We start from the raw sequence: 16,129 nt of genomic DNA on the forward strand, positions 1-16,129 counted from the left end.
GTCCCGGAAAACCGGGTCCTCCCCAGACACACAAAAGCCCCTCGACAAGCAAGGGGCGGCCGCGCACGGACGGTGCGCGGCTAGCTAAGGAGGAGTACTGCGCTCATTTCTCCACTTTACAACAGAGCGTGCGCTCCGGAAGCAGGATGACGGGGTGAGCCGCAGCGGGAAATTCCGACCGGCAGCGTATCTTTTTGCCGGCTCCGTGCGTCTACCGGTTAAAGACTCTGGCGCAATGCCATTGTTGGTTCAGGACCGCCGGGGGCGGCCCGGGAAAAGGAGCGGAGAAATGTCAGTGGAGACAACCCCTGCTGTGTCATTGGCGGGCATGGAAAGCAACAGTGCGGGACTGGGCGGGATTCCGCATCGGCTGCGGCAGGTCCGGCGCGATTTCCTGCTCGCATTGGAGCCGGTTCGTCCTTCCGTTTACCGTTACTGCCGAAGCCTGGCCGGAAACGTGTGGGACGCGGAGGATCTGCTCCAGGACACCCTGGCCAAGGCACTGGCCGAGGCATCCCAGCGGCACGAACCCATCCGGAACCCTCAGGCCTGGCTGATCCGCATTGCCACCAGCACCTGGCTGGACACCGTCCGGCGCAGCAACCGGAGCACGACGGCGGATTTCAGCACACCGGAGATGGACCGGCCCGACCACGGCGCCGCCGATCCCCTTACAGCCGTGGCCGTGGAAGCCGCCCTGCGGCGCCTGGTGCTTCTTCTGCCCCCGAGGGAGCGCGTCTGCGTGGTCCTCAAGGACGTCTTCGGCTATTCCCTGGCCGAAACCGCTGACGTGCTTGAGACCAGTGCCGGTGCGGTGAAATCGGCCCTCCACCGCGGCCGGAGTACGCTGGCTGCCGCGCAGGAGCCGTCCTCCCGTGCCGATAGTCCGGCCGACGGTTCGGCCCGCAGTTCCGCGGGCACTCCAGCGGGCAGTTCCGCGGCAGGCGCTCCTGCCGGGCACGCCGACTTGCTGCGCCGGCTGGCGGATGCGTTCAATTCCTACGACATTGAGTCCATGGTCAGCCTGTTCCTTGCAAACGGCCGGACCGAGGTGGTGGGCAACGTCAGCGAAACCGGACACGAGGAAATCCGTACCGGTTCGCTGGACCACACGTTCGGTCCGGATGCGCCCGAGATCTACCGGGCCACCGTGCATGCGTTCGACGGCGAGGAAGTTATCCTGCTGTGGGAGCGGCCCAAGGACAGTCCGCACGCTGCGGACGTGGTGGCCGACGTCGTCCGGATGCGCGCAGCCGACGGCGTGCCGCTGATTGCCGAAACCAAGGTCTATTACTTCTGCCCGGAACTGCTGGCGGAAGTGGCCGGCGGCCTGGGACTGCCTTTCAAAACCAACGGAGTGTCCTACTTCTGACCGGCGGTGCTGCGGCTCCTGACCGGCAGCGCTGCGGCGCCGGGGAATTTCCCGGCGCCGCAGGCCCGTCCGTCATCCAAGTGCACCCGGCCCTAGCGTGCAGCCGCGTCCCGGCGTCTGCGGGCTCCCTGCGCTTCCCCGGCTTCCTGTGCCTCGCGCGCCGCCCGAAAGGCCAGGAACGCTTCCCTGCTCGTGCGGCCGGGGGTGTAGCCGAACTCCTCTTTAAGTGCCCTGTTGTCCAGCACCGGCCGATAGCGCAGGAACCGCACCCGTTCCGGACCGTGCACCGTCAGCCAGAGCCTGCTGCCGAGCCAGAGCGCTGCGGCCAGCACAGGAGCCGGGACCGTGATGGTGCCCCGCCGCTGGAGCGCGGCGATCTCCCGGACGGTCAGTGCGCCGTCGCCGGCCACGTTGTAGATGCCGCTGCGGCCGGTGACGGCAGCCTGCACCATCACCCCGGCAACGTCTTCGTCCCAGACAAAAACGAAGGGTGACTCGCTGCCCGCCACCCTCAGCAGCCGCGGGGCGTCCAGCAGGGCGGTGATCTGGTTGCGGACCCGTTCCCCCAGGATGGTGCCGATCCGGAAAACTGTCTGCTTCAGTTCCGGATGCTCAGCGCGGACCCGGGCCAGCTCCTCCTCCACCAGGCGTTTGTGCTGTGAATAGGCGAATTCGTCGTTGCCGCGGATCGGGTCGGCTTCGGTCAGCCACGGGGAGTTATCCGGGTGGTAGCCGTAGGCGGCCCCGGAGGAGGAAATGATCACGTGTTTGACGCCGGCGGCAATGCAGGCCGCCAGGACGTTGCGTGACCCGTCCACGTCCACCCGGTATTCCTGTTCCCGGGTGGTGCTTTTCCCGGGGTTTACGATTGCCGCCAGGTGCACCACCGTGTCTATCCGGTGCTCTGCCAGTAGCCGCGCGACCTCCGGTGAGCACACGTCTGCGAGGGCGTAGGCGACGCCGTCGAGCCGTCGCTCCGGAGCCGGTTCCCGGATGTCGAGGCTCAGCACATGGGTGATATCGGGGTGTTCGGCCAACCGTGCCACCACGGCACTGCCCAGGAACCCGTTGCCGCCCGTGACGCAGACGCGGGTCACCGGTCTGCTCCGTTTGTTGCCGCGGCCGGCGGTTCAGCAGCCGGCGGTTCAGCATCCGGCGGTTGGGCCGCTGCCCTGCCTGCCCGGGCGTCCCTGCGCCGCCACCAGGCGGCCAGCAGGAGTCCGGCCAGGATGTCCCAGATGCCCCACCAGGCAGCAACCATGGCCATACCGCCCAACCCGGCGAAAAAGGTCAGGGTCAGGCCGAGGCCCAGGCCGGTATTCCGGGCTCCCACTTCGAAGGCGAAGGCCCTCCGGCTGGGCTCGTCCAGCCGGACGGCTGCCGCAGTCCAGTAGCCCACGGCCAAAGCCACGGCGTCGTGCAGCAGTACCACCAGGAAGATGGTGCCCAGGTGTTCGCGCAGCGGCCCGAGGTTGCTCGCCGTGCCCGAAACAATAAAAACCAGCAGGGCGATCAGGCCGATGCGCTGGACCCAGGGCCGCACTTTATCGGTAATGCGCGGGTAACGCCGGGCCAGCGGCATCCCCAGGGCGAAGGGAAGTCCGATGATCAGCAGGACCTGGATCAGCATCTCCCACCGGTCCAGCGAGAATTCCCGCATCAGGGATTCGGTGCCAGGGTTCAGCCGTGCCCACAGGGCTACGTTCAACGGCATCACTGCAATGGCCACCAGGTTCGACACCGCGGTCATGGACGCCGAGAGTGCCACGTTTCCGTGGGCCCGGTGCGTCAGAACGTTGGATATCCCGCCGGGCGGGCAGCACGCCACCAGGATCATGCCCAGCGCAATCGACGCCGGCACATTCAGGAGCAGAGCCAGCCCCACGGTTACTGCCGGCAACACCAGGTACTGGGCGGCAATGCCCACCAGTACCGCCTTGGGGCTGCGCAGCACGGTTTGGAAATCAGCCGGCCGGACTTCCAGGGCGATGCCGAGGATGATGACCGCAAGGACCACGTTCAGGATCACCAGGGACCCCGGGGTGAAACTCAGGACAACGTCGTCAATGGACATCAGGCATTCACCTCGTCCCGTGCCGGGGCGGGCGCAGCCAGCTGTTCCAGGTGGGCGTCCAGTTCGGCCCGGTACGCGTCTTTGTTGACGTAGTAGCTCATTCTGTCGAGGCCGAGGTAGCGGTACCCGCCCGTGACGTCCGGGCCGGGCCCGGCGATGCGCCGGGCGAACCGCTCCGCCGACGCCGGATCGTCGCGTTGGGCCGCAAGATAGGCCGCGGCCAGCTCGGCCTGCCGGTACCGGCCTTCCCAGCCCAGGCCCGAGGCTTCCACCATGCCGATCATCAGCAGGTTGGCTGCCTGCCGGCTGAAGATGTTCAGGTACAGCGACGGTGACGGTCCGGTCCAGCCCAGCAGCTGTGGGTCCAGGAACGGATAGTCCAGCAGGTACCCCGTGGACAGCAGGATCAGGTCATACTCCCCCGATGTGCCGTCCCGGAAGTGCACCGTGTGCCCGTCCAGCCGGTCTATGTCCGCCCGGACCCGGAGATCGCCGTGTCCCAGGTGGTGCAGCACCAGGGAGTTCACGACCGGGTGCGACTCGTAGATACGGTAATCCGGCTTCGGAAATCCGTACCGCTGCGGGTCCCCGGTGAACATGCGCAGGAGCCGCTTGTCCAGGAACTGCTTCAGGGGGCGCGGCAGTGGCCGGCCCTGGTTGAGGGTGTCCGTCGGCCGGCCGAAAACATACTTGGGCACGAAGTAATAACCGCGGCGGACACTGATATCAACGGCGGCTGCGTGATGCACGGCGTCCACCGCTATGTCGCAGCCGCTGTTGCCTGCCCCGACTATCAGTACCCGCTTCCCGGCCAGCTCAGTTGCCCGCTTGTAGGCCGCGGAATGAAGGATCTCGCCGGCAAACTGTCCGGCGAAACGCGGAACCGACGGGGTGTGCAGTGTTCCGGATGCGACCATCACCGCGCTGAACCTGCCGTTTCCGGGCCCGTCGGGACCGTCCCAGCTGACGGTCCAGGCATCCCCTGACGGGACTGCGGACGTGACCGCTGTGCCGAAGCGGATTCGGTGGCTCAACCCGAAGTGCTCGGCATAGGCCGTGAAGTAGGCCTTCAGGTGCCTATGCCCGGGATAGTCCGGGGTTCCCTCCGGCATCGGGAACTCGCTGAACTGGGTGGTGGACTTGGAGGAGATCAGATGCGCGGACTCATAGACCGTGCTGGCCGGATTCCCGATGTTCCAGAGCCCGCCGACCTCGGTGTGGCGTTCGAAGCCCACAAAGTCGAGTCCCTGTTTTGCCAGTGCACGCATGGCCGCAAGGCCGCTGGGCCCGGCGCCGATAACGGCAACCGGAAGCGCCGTATGTGTTGTATTGGATTCGGAAGACACTTCTACCTGTTTCTGTGATCTGCATCACCATTGATGCTGACCGAACGCTACCGAACCTGTCCCGGGGCCGCCAACCAACGCGCCGAATGTGACGAACTCCGGGTACGCAAATGCCCCGGCGGATATCCGCCGGGGCATTTGCCAGCCGTTACCCGACGAGCTCTGTCGCCGGTTGGGACCGTAGGTTACTGGACGTCGTCATCAACCCAGTCGAAGGTCTTGGTGACGGCCTTCTTCCACAGGCGCATCTGGCGCTGCCGCTCGGAATCTTCCATCTGCGGGCTCCAGCGCTTGCCTTCATCCCAGTTCTGGGAGAGTTCCTCGGTGTCATTCCAGAATCCGACGGCCAGGCCGGCGGCGTAGGCGGCACCCAGCGCGGTGGTTTCAATGACCTTCGGGCGGACAACGTCCACGCCGAGGATGTCGGCCTGGAACTGCATGAGCTCATCATTGGCCACCATGCCGCCGTCAACGCGCAGCTCGGTCAGCGGAACACCGGAGTCAGCGTTCACGGCGTCAAGAACCTCGCGGGTCTGGAAGGCGGTAGCCTCCAGGGCGGCGCGTGCAATGTGGTTCTTGTTCACGTAACGGGTCAGGCCAACGATGGCGCCGCGGGCGTCGGAGCGCCAGTACGGTGCAAAGAGGCCGGAGAATGCCGGGACGATGTACACGCCGCCGTTATCCTCCACCTTGCGGGCCAGTTCTTCGATTTCCGGAGCGCTGTCGATCATCCCCAGGTTGTCCCGCAGCCACTGGATCAGGGACCCGGTAACCGCAATGGAGCCTTCCAGTGCGTAGACCGGCTTGGCGTCACCCAGCTGGTAGGCAACCGTGGTGATCAGGCCGTTCTCCGAACGGACAATTTCCTCGCCCGTGTTGAAGATCAGGAAGCAGCCCGTGCCGTAGGTGTTCTTCGCAGCACCCTTGGTGAAGGCTGCCTGGCCGAAGGTCGCGGCCTGCTGGTCACCCAGGATGCCGGCCACCGGGGTTTCGCGCAGCAGCTGCGAACCGGCCACCTGGCCGTACACCTCGGAGGAGGAACGGATTTCCGGCATCATGGACTTCGGAACGCCGAATTCCCGAAGGATGTCCTCATCCCAGGTCAGGGTTTCCAGGTTCATGAACAGCGTGCGGGACGCGTTGGTCACATCGGTGATGTGGACACCGCCGTCGGGTCCGCCGGTCAGGTTCCAGACGATCCAGGAATCGGTGTTGCCGAAGATGAGGTCCCCCGCCTCGGCCCGCTCCCGGGCCCCTTCGACATTGTCCAGGATCCACTTGATCTTTGTGCCGGAGAAGTACGTTGCCAGCGGCAGGCCAACGGTGTCCTTGAAGCGGTCCAGGCCGCCGTCCTTGGCCAATTCGTTGACGATCGGCTGGGTCCGGGTGTCCTGCCAGACAATGGCGTTGTACACCGGCTCGCCGGTCTTGCGGTCCCAGACAACGGCGGTTTCGCGCTGGTTGGTGATGCCCACCGCCGCGATGTCGTGCCGGGTCAGGTTTGCCTTGGACAGCGCGGTGCCGACAACCTCGCGCACATTGGTCCAGATTTCCTGCGGATCGTGCTCCACCCATCCGGCGTGCGGGAAGATCTGCTCGTGTTCCTTCTGCCCGGTGGAAACAATGCTTCCGTCATGGTCGAACACGATAGCCCGGCTGCTGGTGGTGCCCTGGTCGATGGCGATGATGTACCTGGGATTGTCAGGCATTGGTTCTGCTCCTTGAGTGGGGGTTTAGACGTATGGCCGGGCTGCGGCCGTGTGGGTTACAGCGGAAGGACGGGAAGGGGGATCTGGGCCCCCAGCAGACCGCCCAGGGCGCCGCCGATGAGCGGACCGACAACCGGAACCCAGGAGTAGGACCAGTCGCTGTTGCCCTTGTTGCGGATGGGCAGCAGGGCGTGGACGATGCGGGGTCCGAGGTCACGTGCAGGGTTGATGGCGTAGCCGGTGGGGCCGCCGAGGGAGGCACCGATACCGAGAACGACCAGCGCGACGGCCAGCGGGCCGAGGCCCGACGGGGTACCTGCAAAGGCGACGATGGTGAAGACGAGGACAAACGTGCCCACGACCTCGGTGACAACGTTCCATCCGTAGGAGCGGATGGCCGGGCCGGTCGAGAAAACGCCCAGGATGTTGGCGGCGTCGGGTTCGTCGTCGAACTGCTTTTTGTACGCGAGCCAGGCGACAAAGGCGCCGATCATCGCGCCGACCATCTGTCCGGCGAAGTACACCAGCGTTGAGGCAAAGGAAACTTCGACACCGGGGGCATACTCGTCGGCGCCGCTTGCCCACAGGCCCACGGTGACGGCGGGGTTGATGTGCGCGCCGGAAATGGCGGCAGCGTAGACACCGGCAAATACACCGATTGCCCAACCAAAGTTGACCATCAGGAAGCCGCCGCCGGCTCCCTTCGTCTTGGCCAGGGCCACGTTGGCAACAACGCCGCAGCCGAGAATAATGAGAATGGCGGTACCCGCCAGCTCACTGATGAAAACTTCACCCAGAGTCACCATCGACTCCTCCGATCATTCGTATCTGTCCACAACCCAAGCGGGTGTGCGGACTCTTGGTTTCTATGCAACCAATCTTTTGCAAGAAGCGCCATTACCTTAGCCGACCTGTTTGTCGGCGCGCCAATCTTAGGGGAATGAAACAGGTAGTCAGGGCAGGATTTCAGCGCTGTGCCCCTGCCTCGGTAAAGTCGTCCTATGCAGCCGGCACCGAAAATCCCGCTCAATAACGGCGTCCTTATGGACCAGGTTGGCTTCGGCACCTACAAGGTGCCGTCCCAGGATGCCGCCGGACTGTGCCGTGAGGCCCTCACCGCCGGGTACCGCCATGTGGACACCGCGGCCCTGTACGGCAACGAAGCGGGCGTGGGTGAGGCTGTCCGTGGCTTCGTGGCGGACGGCGGTGCCAAGCGCAGCGATGTGTTTGTCACGTCGAAGGTCTGGAACACCGATCAGGGCTACGACACCACTCTGCAGGCCTTCGATGCTTCGATGTCCCGGCTGGGCCTGGACTACTTGGATCTCTACCTCATCCACTGGCCATGCCCTCAGCGCGGCGAGTATGTGAACACGTACCGGGCACTCGAGGAGCTCTACGCTTCCGGCCGGGTCCGCGCCATCGGGGTCTCCAACTTCCAGCCCGCCCACCTCGAGCAGCTGCTGGAGGCAACAGGTATTGTTCCTGCGGTAAACCAGATTGAACTGCATCCCTGGCTGCAGCAGGACCAACTGCGCAGCCTGCATCAGCGGCTTGGCATTCAGACCGTGGCATGGAGCCCGCTCGGCCGCGGCGCCGTCCTGGCGGATCCGGTGGTTCTGCGGATTGCGGCGGAGCTGAACCGGACCCCTGCCCAGGTGATCCTGCGCTGGCACCTGGATTCGGGAAATGTGGTGATCCCCAAGGCCAGCACGCCGGAGCGGATCGCGGGCAATCTGGATGTTTTCTCCTTCGAACTCTCCGATGAACAGCGAGCCGCCATTAGCGGCCTGGACCGGGGGCAGCGCTCGGGATCCCACCCGGACGAGGTCAACTGATGCCGGGCACCACGGCGGACCCGGCGTCGCATGCCGTCCCCGTGCAGCTCTCCCGGACAGCTGAGGTCCGCCCCATCACAGTTGCCGGAACGGCGCAGCGGTGCTGGGACTTCGCCCCCGCGGATACCGGCGCCGCAGGCAGTGCCGGGGACGACGCCGGCCTTCCGCCGGTTTTTATGGTCCACGGCTTTCGCGGCGACCACCACGGCCTGCTCCGTATTGTGGAGGCCCTCCCCCGCCACCGCGTACTCGTACCCGATCTGCCCGGCTTCGGCGAAGGCAGCCCGCTGCCCGGCCGGCATGATGTGCCGGCCTACGCCGGATTTGTCCGCACGGCCCTGGCGGAACTGGGCCTGGGCGCGGAAACGGTTCTGCTCGGGCACTCATTCGGATCCATCATCGCCTCCCGCGTTGCCGCTGAGTCCCCGGAGCTGATCAGCGAGCTGGTGCTGGTAAACCCCATCTGCGAGCCTGCCCTCGAAGGACCGAAGGCCATAACCAGCAAGGCTGCGGAGCTGTATTACCGGGCGGCAGCGGCGCTGCCGGAGAAACCGGGCATGGCGCTGCTGCGCAGTCCGCTGATTGTCCGCGGCATGAGCATGCTGATGGCCAAGACCAGGGAACCGGGGCTGCGCCGGTGGATCCACGGCCAGCACGATGCCTACTTCAGCGCCTTCGCCAACCGCACCGTGGTCCTTGATGCGTTCCGGGCGTCCATCTCCGAAACGGTGCGGGATGTGGCGGCCCGGCTTTCCATGCCCGTGCTGCTGGTGGCCGCTGAACTGGATGACATCGGTTCGGTTCGCGGGCAGCAGCATCTGGCCCGGACCATCCCGGATGCCGAACTGGTGATGCTGCCCGGCGTGGGGCACCTGGTGCACTACGAAAAGCCGAACGAAGCGGCGGCAGCCATCGAGGATTTCCTGGCCCGGAGGCATTCATGAGGATGCGGCTGGCGGTGGACGCCCGGTTCACCCGCACCGACCACCATGACGGCATCAGCCGGTACGGCGCCAGCCTGATCCGGGCGGTCAGCGAGCATGCCGACGTGCTGATGCTGATTTCGGACGAGCGCCAGCTGGCGCTGCTGCCGGATCTGCCGTGGGTGAAGATCAACAGCCCGATCTCCCCTGCCGAGCTCTTCGTAGCGCTCCGCGTTAACCGGCTGGGGGCTGACGCCGTTTTCTCGCCGATGCAGACCATGGGCAGCTGGGGGCGCAGGTATCCGCTGATTCTCACCCTGCACGATCTGATCTATTACCAGAACCCCACGCCCCCGGGGTTCCTGCCGCTGCCCGTGCGCGGACTGTGGCGCCTGTACCACCTGGCGTACTGGCCGCAACGGCTGCTGCTGAACCGCGCCGATGTTGTGGCCACCATCAGCGAAACCACCCGCGGCCTGATGGCCCGGCACCGGCTCACGCGCCGTCCGGTCAGGATGGTGGCCAACGCGCCGCAGGAGGGTTCGACGCCGAGGAACCCGGATGCCCCGGTGGAGAAGTCCCTGCTGTATATGGGCTCGTTTATGCCGTACAAAAACGTGGAAACCGTCATCCGGGGCATGGAGCACCTGCCGGGCTTCACGCTGCATCTGCTGAGCCGGATCAGTGACGAACGGCGTGCCGAACTGGAGGCGCTGGTACCGGCCGGCGCCCGGGTCCGGTTCCACAACGGCGTCAGCGATGAGGACTATGACCGGCTGCTGCGCCGGGCAACGGCCCTGGTCACGCTGTCCAGGGCCGAGGGCTACGGTCTGCCGGTCATCGAGGCGATGGCGGTAGGCACTCCCGTGGTGGCGAGCGACATTCCGATTTTCCGGGAGGTTTCGGGCGGCGCGGCACTGCTGGTGGACCCGGACTCCCCTGCCGGATTCGCGGACGCGGTACGTGCCCTGGCCGAGCCGGACCGGTGGCGAAAGGCGTCCGACGCCGGTATCCGGCGGGCGAACGATTACGGCTGGGACGTCTCTGCCCGCCAGCTCATGGCAGCGGCCGGGGAGGCTGTCCGCCTGTTCCCCGGCCGCCGCCGTCGTTCGTAGTCCCTCGTCCGTAGTCCCCCGCCAGCTGTCCTGCTGCTCAGCCCAGGTTGACGATCATCTTGCCCTTGTTGGCGCCCTTCATCAGGTCAATGAAGGCCTGGGGCGCATTTTCGAGGCCGTCCACGAAGGTTTCGTCATAGCTGACCGCGCCTTCCTGCAGCCACGTGGCCATTTGGGTGTTGAACTCGTCCACATACCGGCTGTAGCTGCCCACAATGAATCCGCGCAGGGTGATTTCCTTGCCGATGGCGAGGGCCAGGTTGCGGGGGCCGGAGGCGGCACCCTTGTCGTTGTACTGGGAAATCGCACCGCACATGGCCACCCGGCCGCCCTTGTTCATCACCGAGAGTGCGGCTTCAAGGTGCTCGCCTCCCACGTTGTCGAAGTAGACGTCAATGCCGTCCGCACCGGCAGCCTTCTTCAGGGAGTCCTTCACGGGACCGTCGTGGTAGTTGAAGGCCTCGTCGAAGCCGAGGTCTAGCAGGCGCTGGACTTTTTCCGCCGAACCGGCGCTGCCAATGACCTTCTTTGCTCCCATGACCTTCGCGATCTGGCCGACCAGTGAGCCAACGGCGCCGGCTGCCCCGGAGACGAACACCACGTCCCCTTCCCGAAACTCTGCCACCTTGGTCAGGCCGATGTAGGCGGTTTCACCCGGCATGCCGAGCACACCCAGATACGCACTGGCCGGGGCCAGATCGGTATCGATGACACGTGCACGGGCCCCGTCCAGGACTGCGTAGTCGCGCCAGCCGAGCCAGTGAACCACCTTGTCGCCGGGCTTGTGCGCGTCCGAACGGGATTCCACCACTTCACCGATGGCTCCGCCTTCCAGCGGGGCGTCGAGCTTAAAGGGCGGGACGTATGATTTCACGTCGTTCATGCGCCCGCGCATGTAGGGGTCCACGGACATGTGCAGGTTGCGCACAAGCACCTGCCCGTCCTGCAGTTCCGGGACCGTCACCTCGGTGAGGCGGAAGTTCTCTTCCGACGGCCACCCCGTGGGGCGGGAAGCAAGGTGGATTTCACGGCCGGTTTCGGGGTACGTGCTCATCAAGTGAACCTAACTGTTGGGATGGATGGTGCGGATGGTCTTACCGTGACGGTGCCTCATGGTCCTTCACCACGGCCTGCCGCAGTGCCGAATTCACCTTCGCCAGCGTGTCCTGCAGGCTGCGCAGTTCCTCCGGGTCGAGGCCGGCAGCCGCCGCAACGCGGTCAGGAAGGTCCCGGGACTTCTGTTCCAGGGCGCGGCCGGCAGCAGTGAGGTGGACCCGGACCCGTCGTTCGTCCTCGACGGCGCGGTGGCGCTGCACCAGTGCTGCCGCTTCCAGGCGTTTAATCAGCGGCGAGAGTGTGCCCGAGTCCAGTTCCAACGCCTGCCCCAGGTCCCGGACGCTTTGCCCGTCCTGTTCCCAGAGCAGGGTCATCACGAGGAACTGCGGGTAGGTGAGGTTCAGTTCCTCGAGCATGGGCCGGTACAGGGACGTGGCCGCACGGGAGGCGGAGTACAGCGAAAAGCACACCTGACGCTGCAGTGATTCGTTCATCCGCCCACCCTAGGACACGATTCAATTGTGCACAACCAAGTGGTGCACCAACCGTGGGTGCACCACAGCTGTGCCGGACATACTTCCGGGACCGGCCGTTGGTTCCCGGCTACAGCACCCTCCGGCGCATAGGCTGTGCGGATGCACTCCCCTACAGTTCCGGTCACCGATTACCGCCGCACCGCCAGCCGCCGGCCCTGGGCCGGCCTGCCCGCGCCCGTCCGGCAGGAACTGACGGACCTGCTGGGCGGCAGCGTCACGTCCGTACGGCCGGCCGGCGGAGGGTTTACGCCGGGATTCGCCGCAGTGCTCTCCCACGGCGAAGGGCGCAGCATTTTCGTGAAGGCGGCACCGGCGTCGGACGCGTTTGTCTACCCCGCCTACGCACGGGAGGCCCAGGTGGCCCCGCTCCTGCCTCCGGACATGCCGGCGCCCCGCCTGCTGGGTACCCGCACCGTCACCGCCGCGGACACGGACTGGCTTCTCCTGGCCTACGAGGCCGTGGACGGAACAATGCCCGGGCACCCGTGGACCGGGACGGACCTCGCCGCGATAGAGGCATCCTGCACCGCATCAATCCGTCTCCTGTCGAACTTCCCGGGGCACCTCTCCGGCAGCCCGGTTTCACAGGACATCACCGCGGTTCCGTCCCCGTTCCAGGCTGTGGCCGACGGCGGGGCGGCGCCCTGGTTCCTGCCGTCCCTCACAGCCGGTGATGCCCGCCGCCTCCAGGAGCTGTGGGAGCTCAGCCCGGAAGCCCTGGCCGGGGACTCCGTGCTGCACGGTGACCTTCGGCCGGACAATATCCTGCTGCGCTCGGGCAAGGCCCTGTTCTGTGACTGGAACTTCCTGGGCACCGGTGCGGCGTGGATCGACTGGGTGGGGGTGCTGCCCTACGCGCGCGGCGGCGGTCTCGACGTCGATTCCTGGCTAACGCGGTCCGCGCTCACCCGCGGGGTTCCGCCCGAGCATATCGATGCATTCCTGGCGGCACTGCTGGCCTACATGATCCATTCCGGATGCCAGCCGGAGGTCGAGTCGAGCCCGCAACTGCGCAGCCACGGGCGGCACACCGCACAGCTGATCCACGCCTGGACCTTAAGCCGTTGGGCACAGAAATAGCACTTGGCACTCTAGCCATGAGAGTGCTAATCTCTTTTCGCAAGTTGAGTGACACTGACTCAACTTTGAAACCGGATACCGCTTGTCTCAAGCGATCGAATGGAGGAGTTGATTTTCTATGGCTATGAAGTTTGATCCGTTCCAGGAACTCGACCGGATGGCACAGGCCCTGCGCGGCGAAGGTTCCCTGCGCGGCATGCCCATGGACCTCTACCGGCAGGGTGACCACTACATTCTTGCGGCCGATCTCCCGGGCATCGACCCCGGATCCATCGACGTCGACGTTGACGGCCAGCTCCTGACCATCCGTGCCCAGCGCACGCTGCACGGCGCTGACGGGGTGAAGTGGCTGACCCGGGAACGTGAAAGCGGATCCTTCCTGCGCCAGCTGAACCTGGGCCAGGGCATCGACACCGAAAGGATTGCCGCCAGCTACGAGAACGGCGTCCTGAGCGTGACCATTCCGGTGAGTGAGAAAGCCAAGCCGCGCAAGATTGCCGTCCAGGCGCCGACGGATGGCGCGGTAATCCAGCAGGACGAACAGCGTGAGGCGGTATCCGCCTAGCGGCACGGACGCAAAAGGGAACGCCCGTCCGGCGGGCGGGACACGGATAGGCGCCAAGGGGCCCGGGAATATCTCCCGGGCCCCTTTTTTGCCCGCCGCAGGCGGTGGCCAATGTCACCGGCAGCGGATTCGGGCACGGCCTCCGGATGGCGGGATACTGGGTGTTAATCGGCTTTTTCTCCACGGGAAAGAGGGATGACGTTGCGAATGCCCACCATCAACCGTCCAGGCTGGATGATCCACGGCGTGCCCCGCGGGCTCCTGGGCCGGCTCTCCCGGCTGGCTACCGCAGCCCAGCTCTCGCTGCTGTCCCTGCTGGGTGCGGCAGCGGTGCTGCTGGAACTGTTGTAGCCGTGGGCCCGGGTTAGAGAACGTCTATTCCGTCTACCCGTACGTAAACAGGATCTCCGGTACGCCTGGCAGATGCTGCGGCTTTGGTGGAGCGCAGGGCAGCCGTAACGGCCGGTGCCGCCGCATAGGGGAAGAAAAGCAGTGTGCGGAAGCGGCCGCCTGCCCCGCCGAGCTGGCCGTCCCGGACCTCCCGTGCCTCCGGACCCGTACCCGCATCCGCCAGCGGCGCCGGTCCCACGGTTCGCGTGCCGTCCGGCAGCCCAAGCCGTGCAATGAAGGCATCGAGGCCTTCCCTGGACCCGGTCAGTTCCGCATAGCGGACAGCAGGGGGCAGCCCGAGTTCGCGCCGCAGTTCCAGCTCCCGTTCGGCTGCGCCGGCCGGGTCCCAGCGCAGCAGGTGTCCCACGGTGGTGCTGTCATCGGCGGTGACCACCACCAGCCCCTTTTCGCCAGCCGGCCGCACCAGTGCCGCAGCACTGAACCAGCGGCGCAGCGTATCCTCGCCGGCCCGCAGCGATTCGCGGGAAAGCATCGCGTTGCCGTCCAGCAGGATGGCTGCAGCGTAGCCGCCCGGCGCCACCGGCTCCGCGCCGGGCGTGGCAACCACCAGTGCCGGGGCGTCGGGAATCTCGGCACGGACGTGGTCTCCGGCCGATGAGATCACCGTGGTGGAGGGAAACGCGCGGCCCAGCTCTTCGGCTGTGCGTCCTGCCCCCGCAGTGGAGCCGCGAAGGTGCACTCCCCCGCAGTTGCTGCAGTGCCACATAGGCTCCGGCCGGCCACACCAGCGGCAGGCCGGAGTACCGTTGCGGCTGGCCAGCCCCAACGGGCCCGAGCAGTTCCGGCACCGCGCCGGTTCCCGGCAGTCCTGGCAGGACAGTGCCGGCGAAAAGCCGGTGCGTGCCACCTGGACCAGCACCGGACCGCGGGTCAGCCCGTCCTGTGCCGCTTTCCAGGCGGTGTGCGGTATCCGTGCCCTGGCAGCCAGCGGGTCCCGCTCCATGGTGAAGGAATCAGCGGTGCTGACCACCCGGGGCGCCGAGGCACGCACCGTGGAGCGCTCCGCAGCAATCCCTGCGGCCCAGCCGCTGGCCACCAGCCGCTGGGCCTCCGTGCTGCGCGAATGCGATGCCAGGAGCAATGCTGCCCCCTCCAGCTCGGCCCGCAGCAGCAGCACATCACGGGCATGCTGATAGGGTGCCCGCTGTTCGGCATGCAGATCATCGGCGTCGTCCCAGATCACGGCCAGTCCCAGATCCACCACCGGAGCATACGCGGCGGAACGGGTGCCGATAGCCACCCGGACATCCCCGTGCAGCAGCTGCAGGAAACTGCGGTAGCGCGGGGTGGGGCCGTCTTCGGCGGTGAGCCGGACGAAGGCGTCGGCGCCTATCCGGGCGGTGAGCGCCGTTTGCAGCCGGGCAAGATCCTTGTTGTCGGGCACCACCACCACGGCGCCCCGGCCGGAGATCAGCGTGGACCGGACCGCTTCGGCCACTTCAGCGGGCCAGTCGCGCGGGCCGTAGCCGCCCAGCGAGGAGAGTACGGCGCGCGGACTGTGCCCGGCGGCAAGATGGGTCAGGAAGCGGGGACCGTGCGGATACCGCGCAAACGGGTTGACTCCGGCGCCCTCCGGGCCGGGCAGGACATCTTCCGTTCCGCCCGGAACCCCGGCCGGAGGCTCCCCCGCCCGGGTCTGCAGCCGGGCCTCGGGGGTGAACTCCTTATCCACCCTGGCGGCCCGGGGCGGGATGGCCACTCGCAGTACGTCATGCACGGTGCCGGCATAGCGGGCGGCAACTGCTTCGGCCAGGCGCAGGATCCGGGGGGTCAGTACAGGCTGGGGGGAAATAACCTTTCCCAGCGGCATCAGCCGCGCGGTGGTATCCGCTTCGGCGGCACGTTCGGTGATGAAGCCCGGCAGTTCCTGGCCTCCGAACCGAACCTTCACGCGTGCTCCCGGCACGGCATCCCGGTCGAGTTCGTCAGGAACCAGATAGTCGAACGGCCGGTCCAGGTGCGGCAGCGGCGAGTCCAGCAGCACGCGGGCAATCGGGAGCACCGATGCAGGCCGGGCCTTGCCTACGGGCTTGGCCGACGGCGCGAAGCCGTGCAGCAGGGAAAGCTGCACGGCTTCATCGGAGCGATCCGCGGCCATGGCGGT

15 protein-coding genes are annotated in these 16,129 nt (G+C 66.4%); 7 read left to right on the plus strand and 8 right to left on the minus strand.

Features of this window, described 5'->3' with window-relative positions; genetic code table 11:
* The first annotated feature begins 289 nt into the window (after positions 1–289).
* On the plus strand, positions 290–1,372 hold the full coding sequence (locus MUK71_RS09195; protein ID WP_227927766.1) for an RNA polymerase sigma factor: 1,083 nt from the start codon (positions 290–292) through the stop codon (positions 1,370–1,372).
* Positions 1,373–1,464: 92 nt separating this feature from the next.
* On the opposite strand, the gene MUK71_RS09200 is transcribed toward MUK71_RS09195, so the two are convergent.
* The 5 genes from MUK71_RS09200 to MUK71_RS09220 form a co-directional block, all read right to left on the minus strand.
* Positions 1,465–2,469 (minus strand): SDR family oxidoreductase, encoded by a 1,005-nt coding sequence (locus tag MUK71_RS09200; RefSeq protein ID WP_227927765.1) that lies wholly within the window; start codon positions 2,467–2,469, stop codon positions 1,465–1,467.
* Positions 2,466–3,446, minus strand: coding sequence for a bile acid:sodium symporter family protein (locus tag MUK71_RS09205; RefSeq protein ID WP_227927764.1), 981 nt, complete (start codon positions 3,444–3,446; stop codon positions 2,466–2,468). Before MUK71_RS09205 ends, MUK71_RS09200 begins: the two co-directional genes overlap by 4 nt.
* Positions 3,446–4,792, minus strand: coding sequence for a flavin-containing monooxygenase (locus MUK71_RS09210; protein WP_227901784.1), 1,347 nt, complete (start codon positions 4,790–4,792; stop codon positions 3,446–3,448). The genes MUK71_RS09205 and MUK71_RS09210 overlap by 1 nt, the downstream gene beginning before the upstream one ends.
* A gap of 185 nt (positions 4,793–4,977) precedes the next feature.
* On the minus strand, positions 4,978–6,501 hold the full coding sequence (glpK, locus tag MUK71_RS09215) for a glycerol kinase GlpK (RefSeq protein ID WP_227901783.1): 1,524 nt from the start codon (positions 6,499–6,501) through the stop codon (positions 4,978–4,980).
* A 56-nt stretch (positions 6,502–6,557) separates the two neighbouring features.
* On the minus strand, positions 6,558–7,304 hold the full coding sequence (locus tag MUK71_RS09220) for an MIP/aquaporin family protein (protein WP_227901976.1): 747 nt from the start codon (positions 7,302–7,304) through the stop codon (positions 6,558–6,560).
* A gap of 198 nt (positions 7,305–7,502) precedes the next feature.
* Between MUK71_RS09220 and MUK71_RS09225 the strand changes: the two genes are divergently transcribed.
* The 3 genes from MUK71_RS09225 to MUK71_RS09235 are packed head-to-tail and all read left to right on the plus strand — an operon-like array spanning position 7,503 to position 10,377.
* Positions 7,503–8,339 carry an aldo/keto reductase gene (locus MUK71_RS09225; RefSeq protein WP_227927763.1) on the plus strand — a complete coding sequence of 279 codons (837 nt, stop codon included), beginning with the start codon at positions 7,503–7,505 and terminating at the stop codon, positions 8,337–8,339.
* Positions 8,339–9,283, plus strand: coding sequence for an alpha/beta fold hydrolase (locus MUK71_RS09230; protein ID WP_227901781.1), 945 nt, complete (start codon positions 8,339–8,341; stop codon positions 9,281–9,283). Before MUK71_RS09225 ends, MUK71_RS09230 begins: the two co-directional genes overlap by 1 nt.
* 2 nt (positions 9,284–9,285) lie before the next feature.
* Positions 9,286–10,377: a glycosyltransferase family 4 protein gene (locus MUK71_RS09235; RefSeq protein ID WP_227928076.1), complete on the plus strand. Its 1,092-nt coding sequence runs from the start codon at positions 9,286–9,288 to the stop codon at positions 10,375–10,377.
* A 37-nt stretch (positions 10,378–10,414) separates the two neighbouring features.
* Here MUK71_RS09235 and MUK71_RS09240 read toward each other — a convergent pair whose 3' ends face one another.
* Positions 10,415–11,431, minus strand: a complete 1,017-nt coding sequence (locus tag MUK71_RS09240) for an NADP-dependent oxidoreductase (protein ID WP_227927762.1) — start codon at positions 11,429–11,431, stop codon at positions 10,415–10,417.
* 40 nt (positions 11,432–11,471) lie between these two features.
* Positions 11,472–11,927, minus strand: coding sequence for a MarR family winged helix-turn-helix transcriptional regulator (locus tag MUK71_RS09245; protein WP_227927761.1), 456 nt, complete (start codon positions 11,925–11,927; stop codon positions 11,472–11,474).
* A gap of 141 nt (positions 11,928–12,068) precedes the next feature.
* Between MUK71_RS09245 and MUK71_RS09250 the strand changes: the two genes are divergently transcribed.
* The 3 genes from MUK71_RS09250 (at position 12,069) to MUK71_RS09260 (ending at position 13,965) form a co-directional block, all read left to right on the plus strand.
* Positions 12,069–13,049 (plus strand): aminoglycoside phosphotransferase family protein, encoded by a 981-nt coding sequence (locus MUK71_RS09250; RefSeq protein WP_227927760.1) that lies wholly within the window; start codon positions 12,069–12,071, stop codon positions 13,047–13,049.
* 118 nt (positions 13,050–13,167) lie between these two features.
* Complete coding sequence (locus MUK71_RS09255; protein WP_227927759.1) at positions 13,168–13,614, plus strand: Hsp20/alpha crystallin family protein; 447 nt, start codon at positions 13,168–13,170, stop codon at positions 13,612–13,614.
* Between the two features lie 207 nt (positions 13,615–13,821).
* Entirely contained in the window at positions 13,822–13,965 is a 144-nt protein-coding gene (locus MUK71_RS09260) for a hypothetical protein (RefSeq protein ID WP_227927758.1), read from the plus strand.
* A 13-nt stretch (positions 13,966–13,978) separates the two neighbouring features.
* Here the strand turns inward: MUK71_RS09260 and MUK71_RS09265 are convergent, their stop codons facing one another.
* Positions 13,979–16,123: a primosomal protein N' gene (locus MUK71_RS09265; protein ID WP_227927757.1), complete on the minus strand. Its 2,145-nt coding sequence runs from the start codon at positions 16,121–16,123 to the stop codon at positions 13,979–13,981.
* Between the last annotated feature and the right edge of the window lie 6 nt (positions 16,124–16,129).

The sequence above is a fragment of the Arthrobacter zhangbolii genome, assembly GCF_022869865.1.
GTDB lineage: Bacteria > Actinomycetota > Actinomycetes > Actinomycetales > Micrococcaceae > Arthrobacter_B > Arthrobacter_B zhangbolii.

What these genes read in the sequence shown, in the direction of transcription:
- MUK71_RS09195 (WP_227927766.1), top strand. Translation starts at nt 290, where the DNA reads ATGTCAGTGGAGACAACCCCTGCTGTGTCATTGGCGGGCATGGAAAGC.
- MUK71_RS09205 (WP_227927764.1), bottom strand. Translation starts at nt 3,446, where the DNA reads ATGTCCATTGACGACGTTGTCCTGAGTTTCACCCCGGGGTCCCTGGTG.
- glpK (WP_227901783.1), bottom strand. Translation starts at nt 6,501, where the DNA reads ATGCCTGACAATCCCAGGTACATCATCGCCATCGACCAGGGCACCACC.
- MUK71_RS09225 (WP_227927763.1), top strand. Translation starts at nt 7,503, where the DNA reads ATGCAGCCGGCACCGAAAATCCCGCTCAATAACGGCGTCCTTATGGAC.
- MUK71_RS09230 (WP_227901781.1), top strand. Translation starts at nt 8,339, where the DNA reads ATGCCGGGCACCACGGCGGACCCGGCGTCGCATGCCGTCCCCGTGCAG.
- MUK71_RS09235 (WP_227928076.1), top strand. Translation starts at nt 9,286, where the DNA reads ATGCGGCTGGCGGTGGACGCCCGGTTCACCCGCACCGACCACCATGAC.
- MUK71_RS09240 (WP_227927762.1), bottom strand. Translation starts at nt 11,431, where the DNA reads ATGAGCACGTACCCCGAAACCGGCCGTGAAATCCACCTTGCTTCCCGC.
- MUK71_RS09245 (WP_227927761.1), bottom strand. Translation starts at nt 11,927, where the DNA reads ATGAACGAATCACTGCAGCGTCAGGTGTGCTTTTCGCTGTACTCCGCC.
- MUK71_RS09250 (WP_227927760.1), top strand. Translation starts at nt 12,069, where the DNA reads ATGCACTCCCCTACAGTTCCGGTCACCGATTACCGCCGCACCGCCAGC.
- MUK71_RS09255 (WP_227927759.1), top strand. Translation starts at nt 13,168, where the DNA reads ATGGCTATGAAGTTTGATCCGTTCCAGGAACTCGACCGGATGGCACAG.
- MUK71_RS09260 (WP_227927758.1), top strand. Translation starts at nt 13,822, where the DNA reads ATGCCCACCATCAACCGTCCAGGCTGGATGATCCACGGCGTGCCCCGC.
- MUK71_RS09265 (WP_227927757.1), bottom strand. Translation starts at nt 16,123, where the DNA reads ATGGCCGCGGATCGCTCCGATGAAGCCGTGCAGCTTTCCCTGCTGCAC.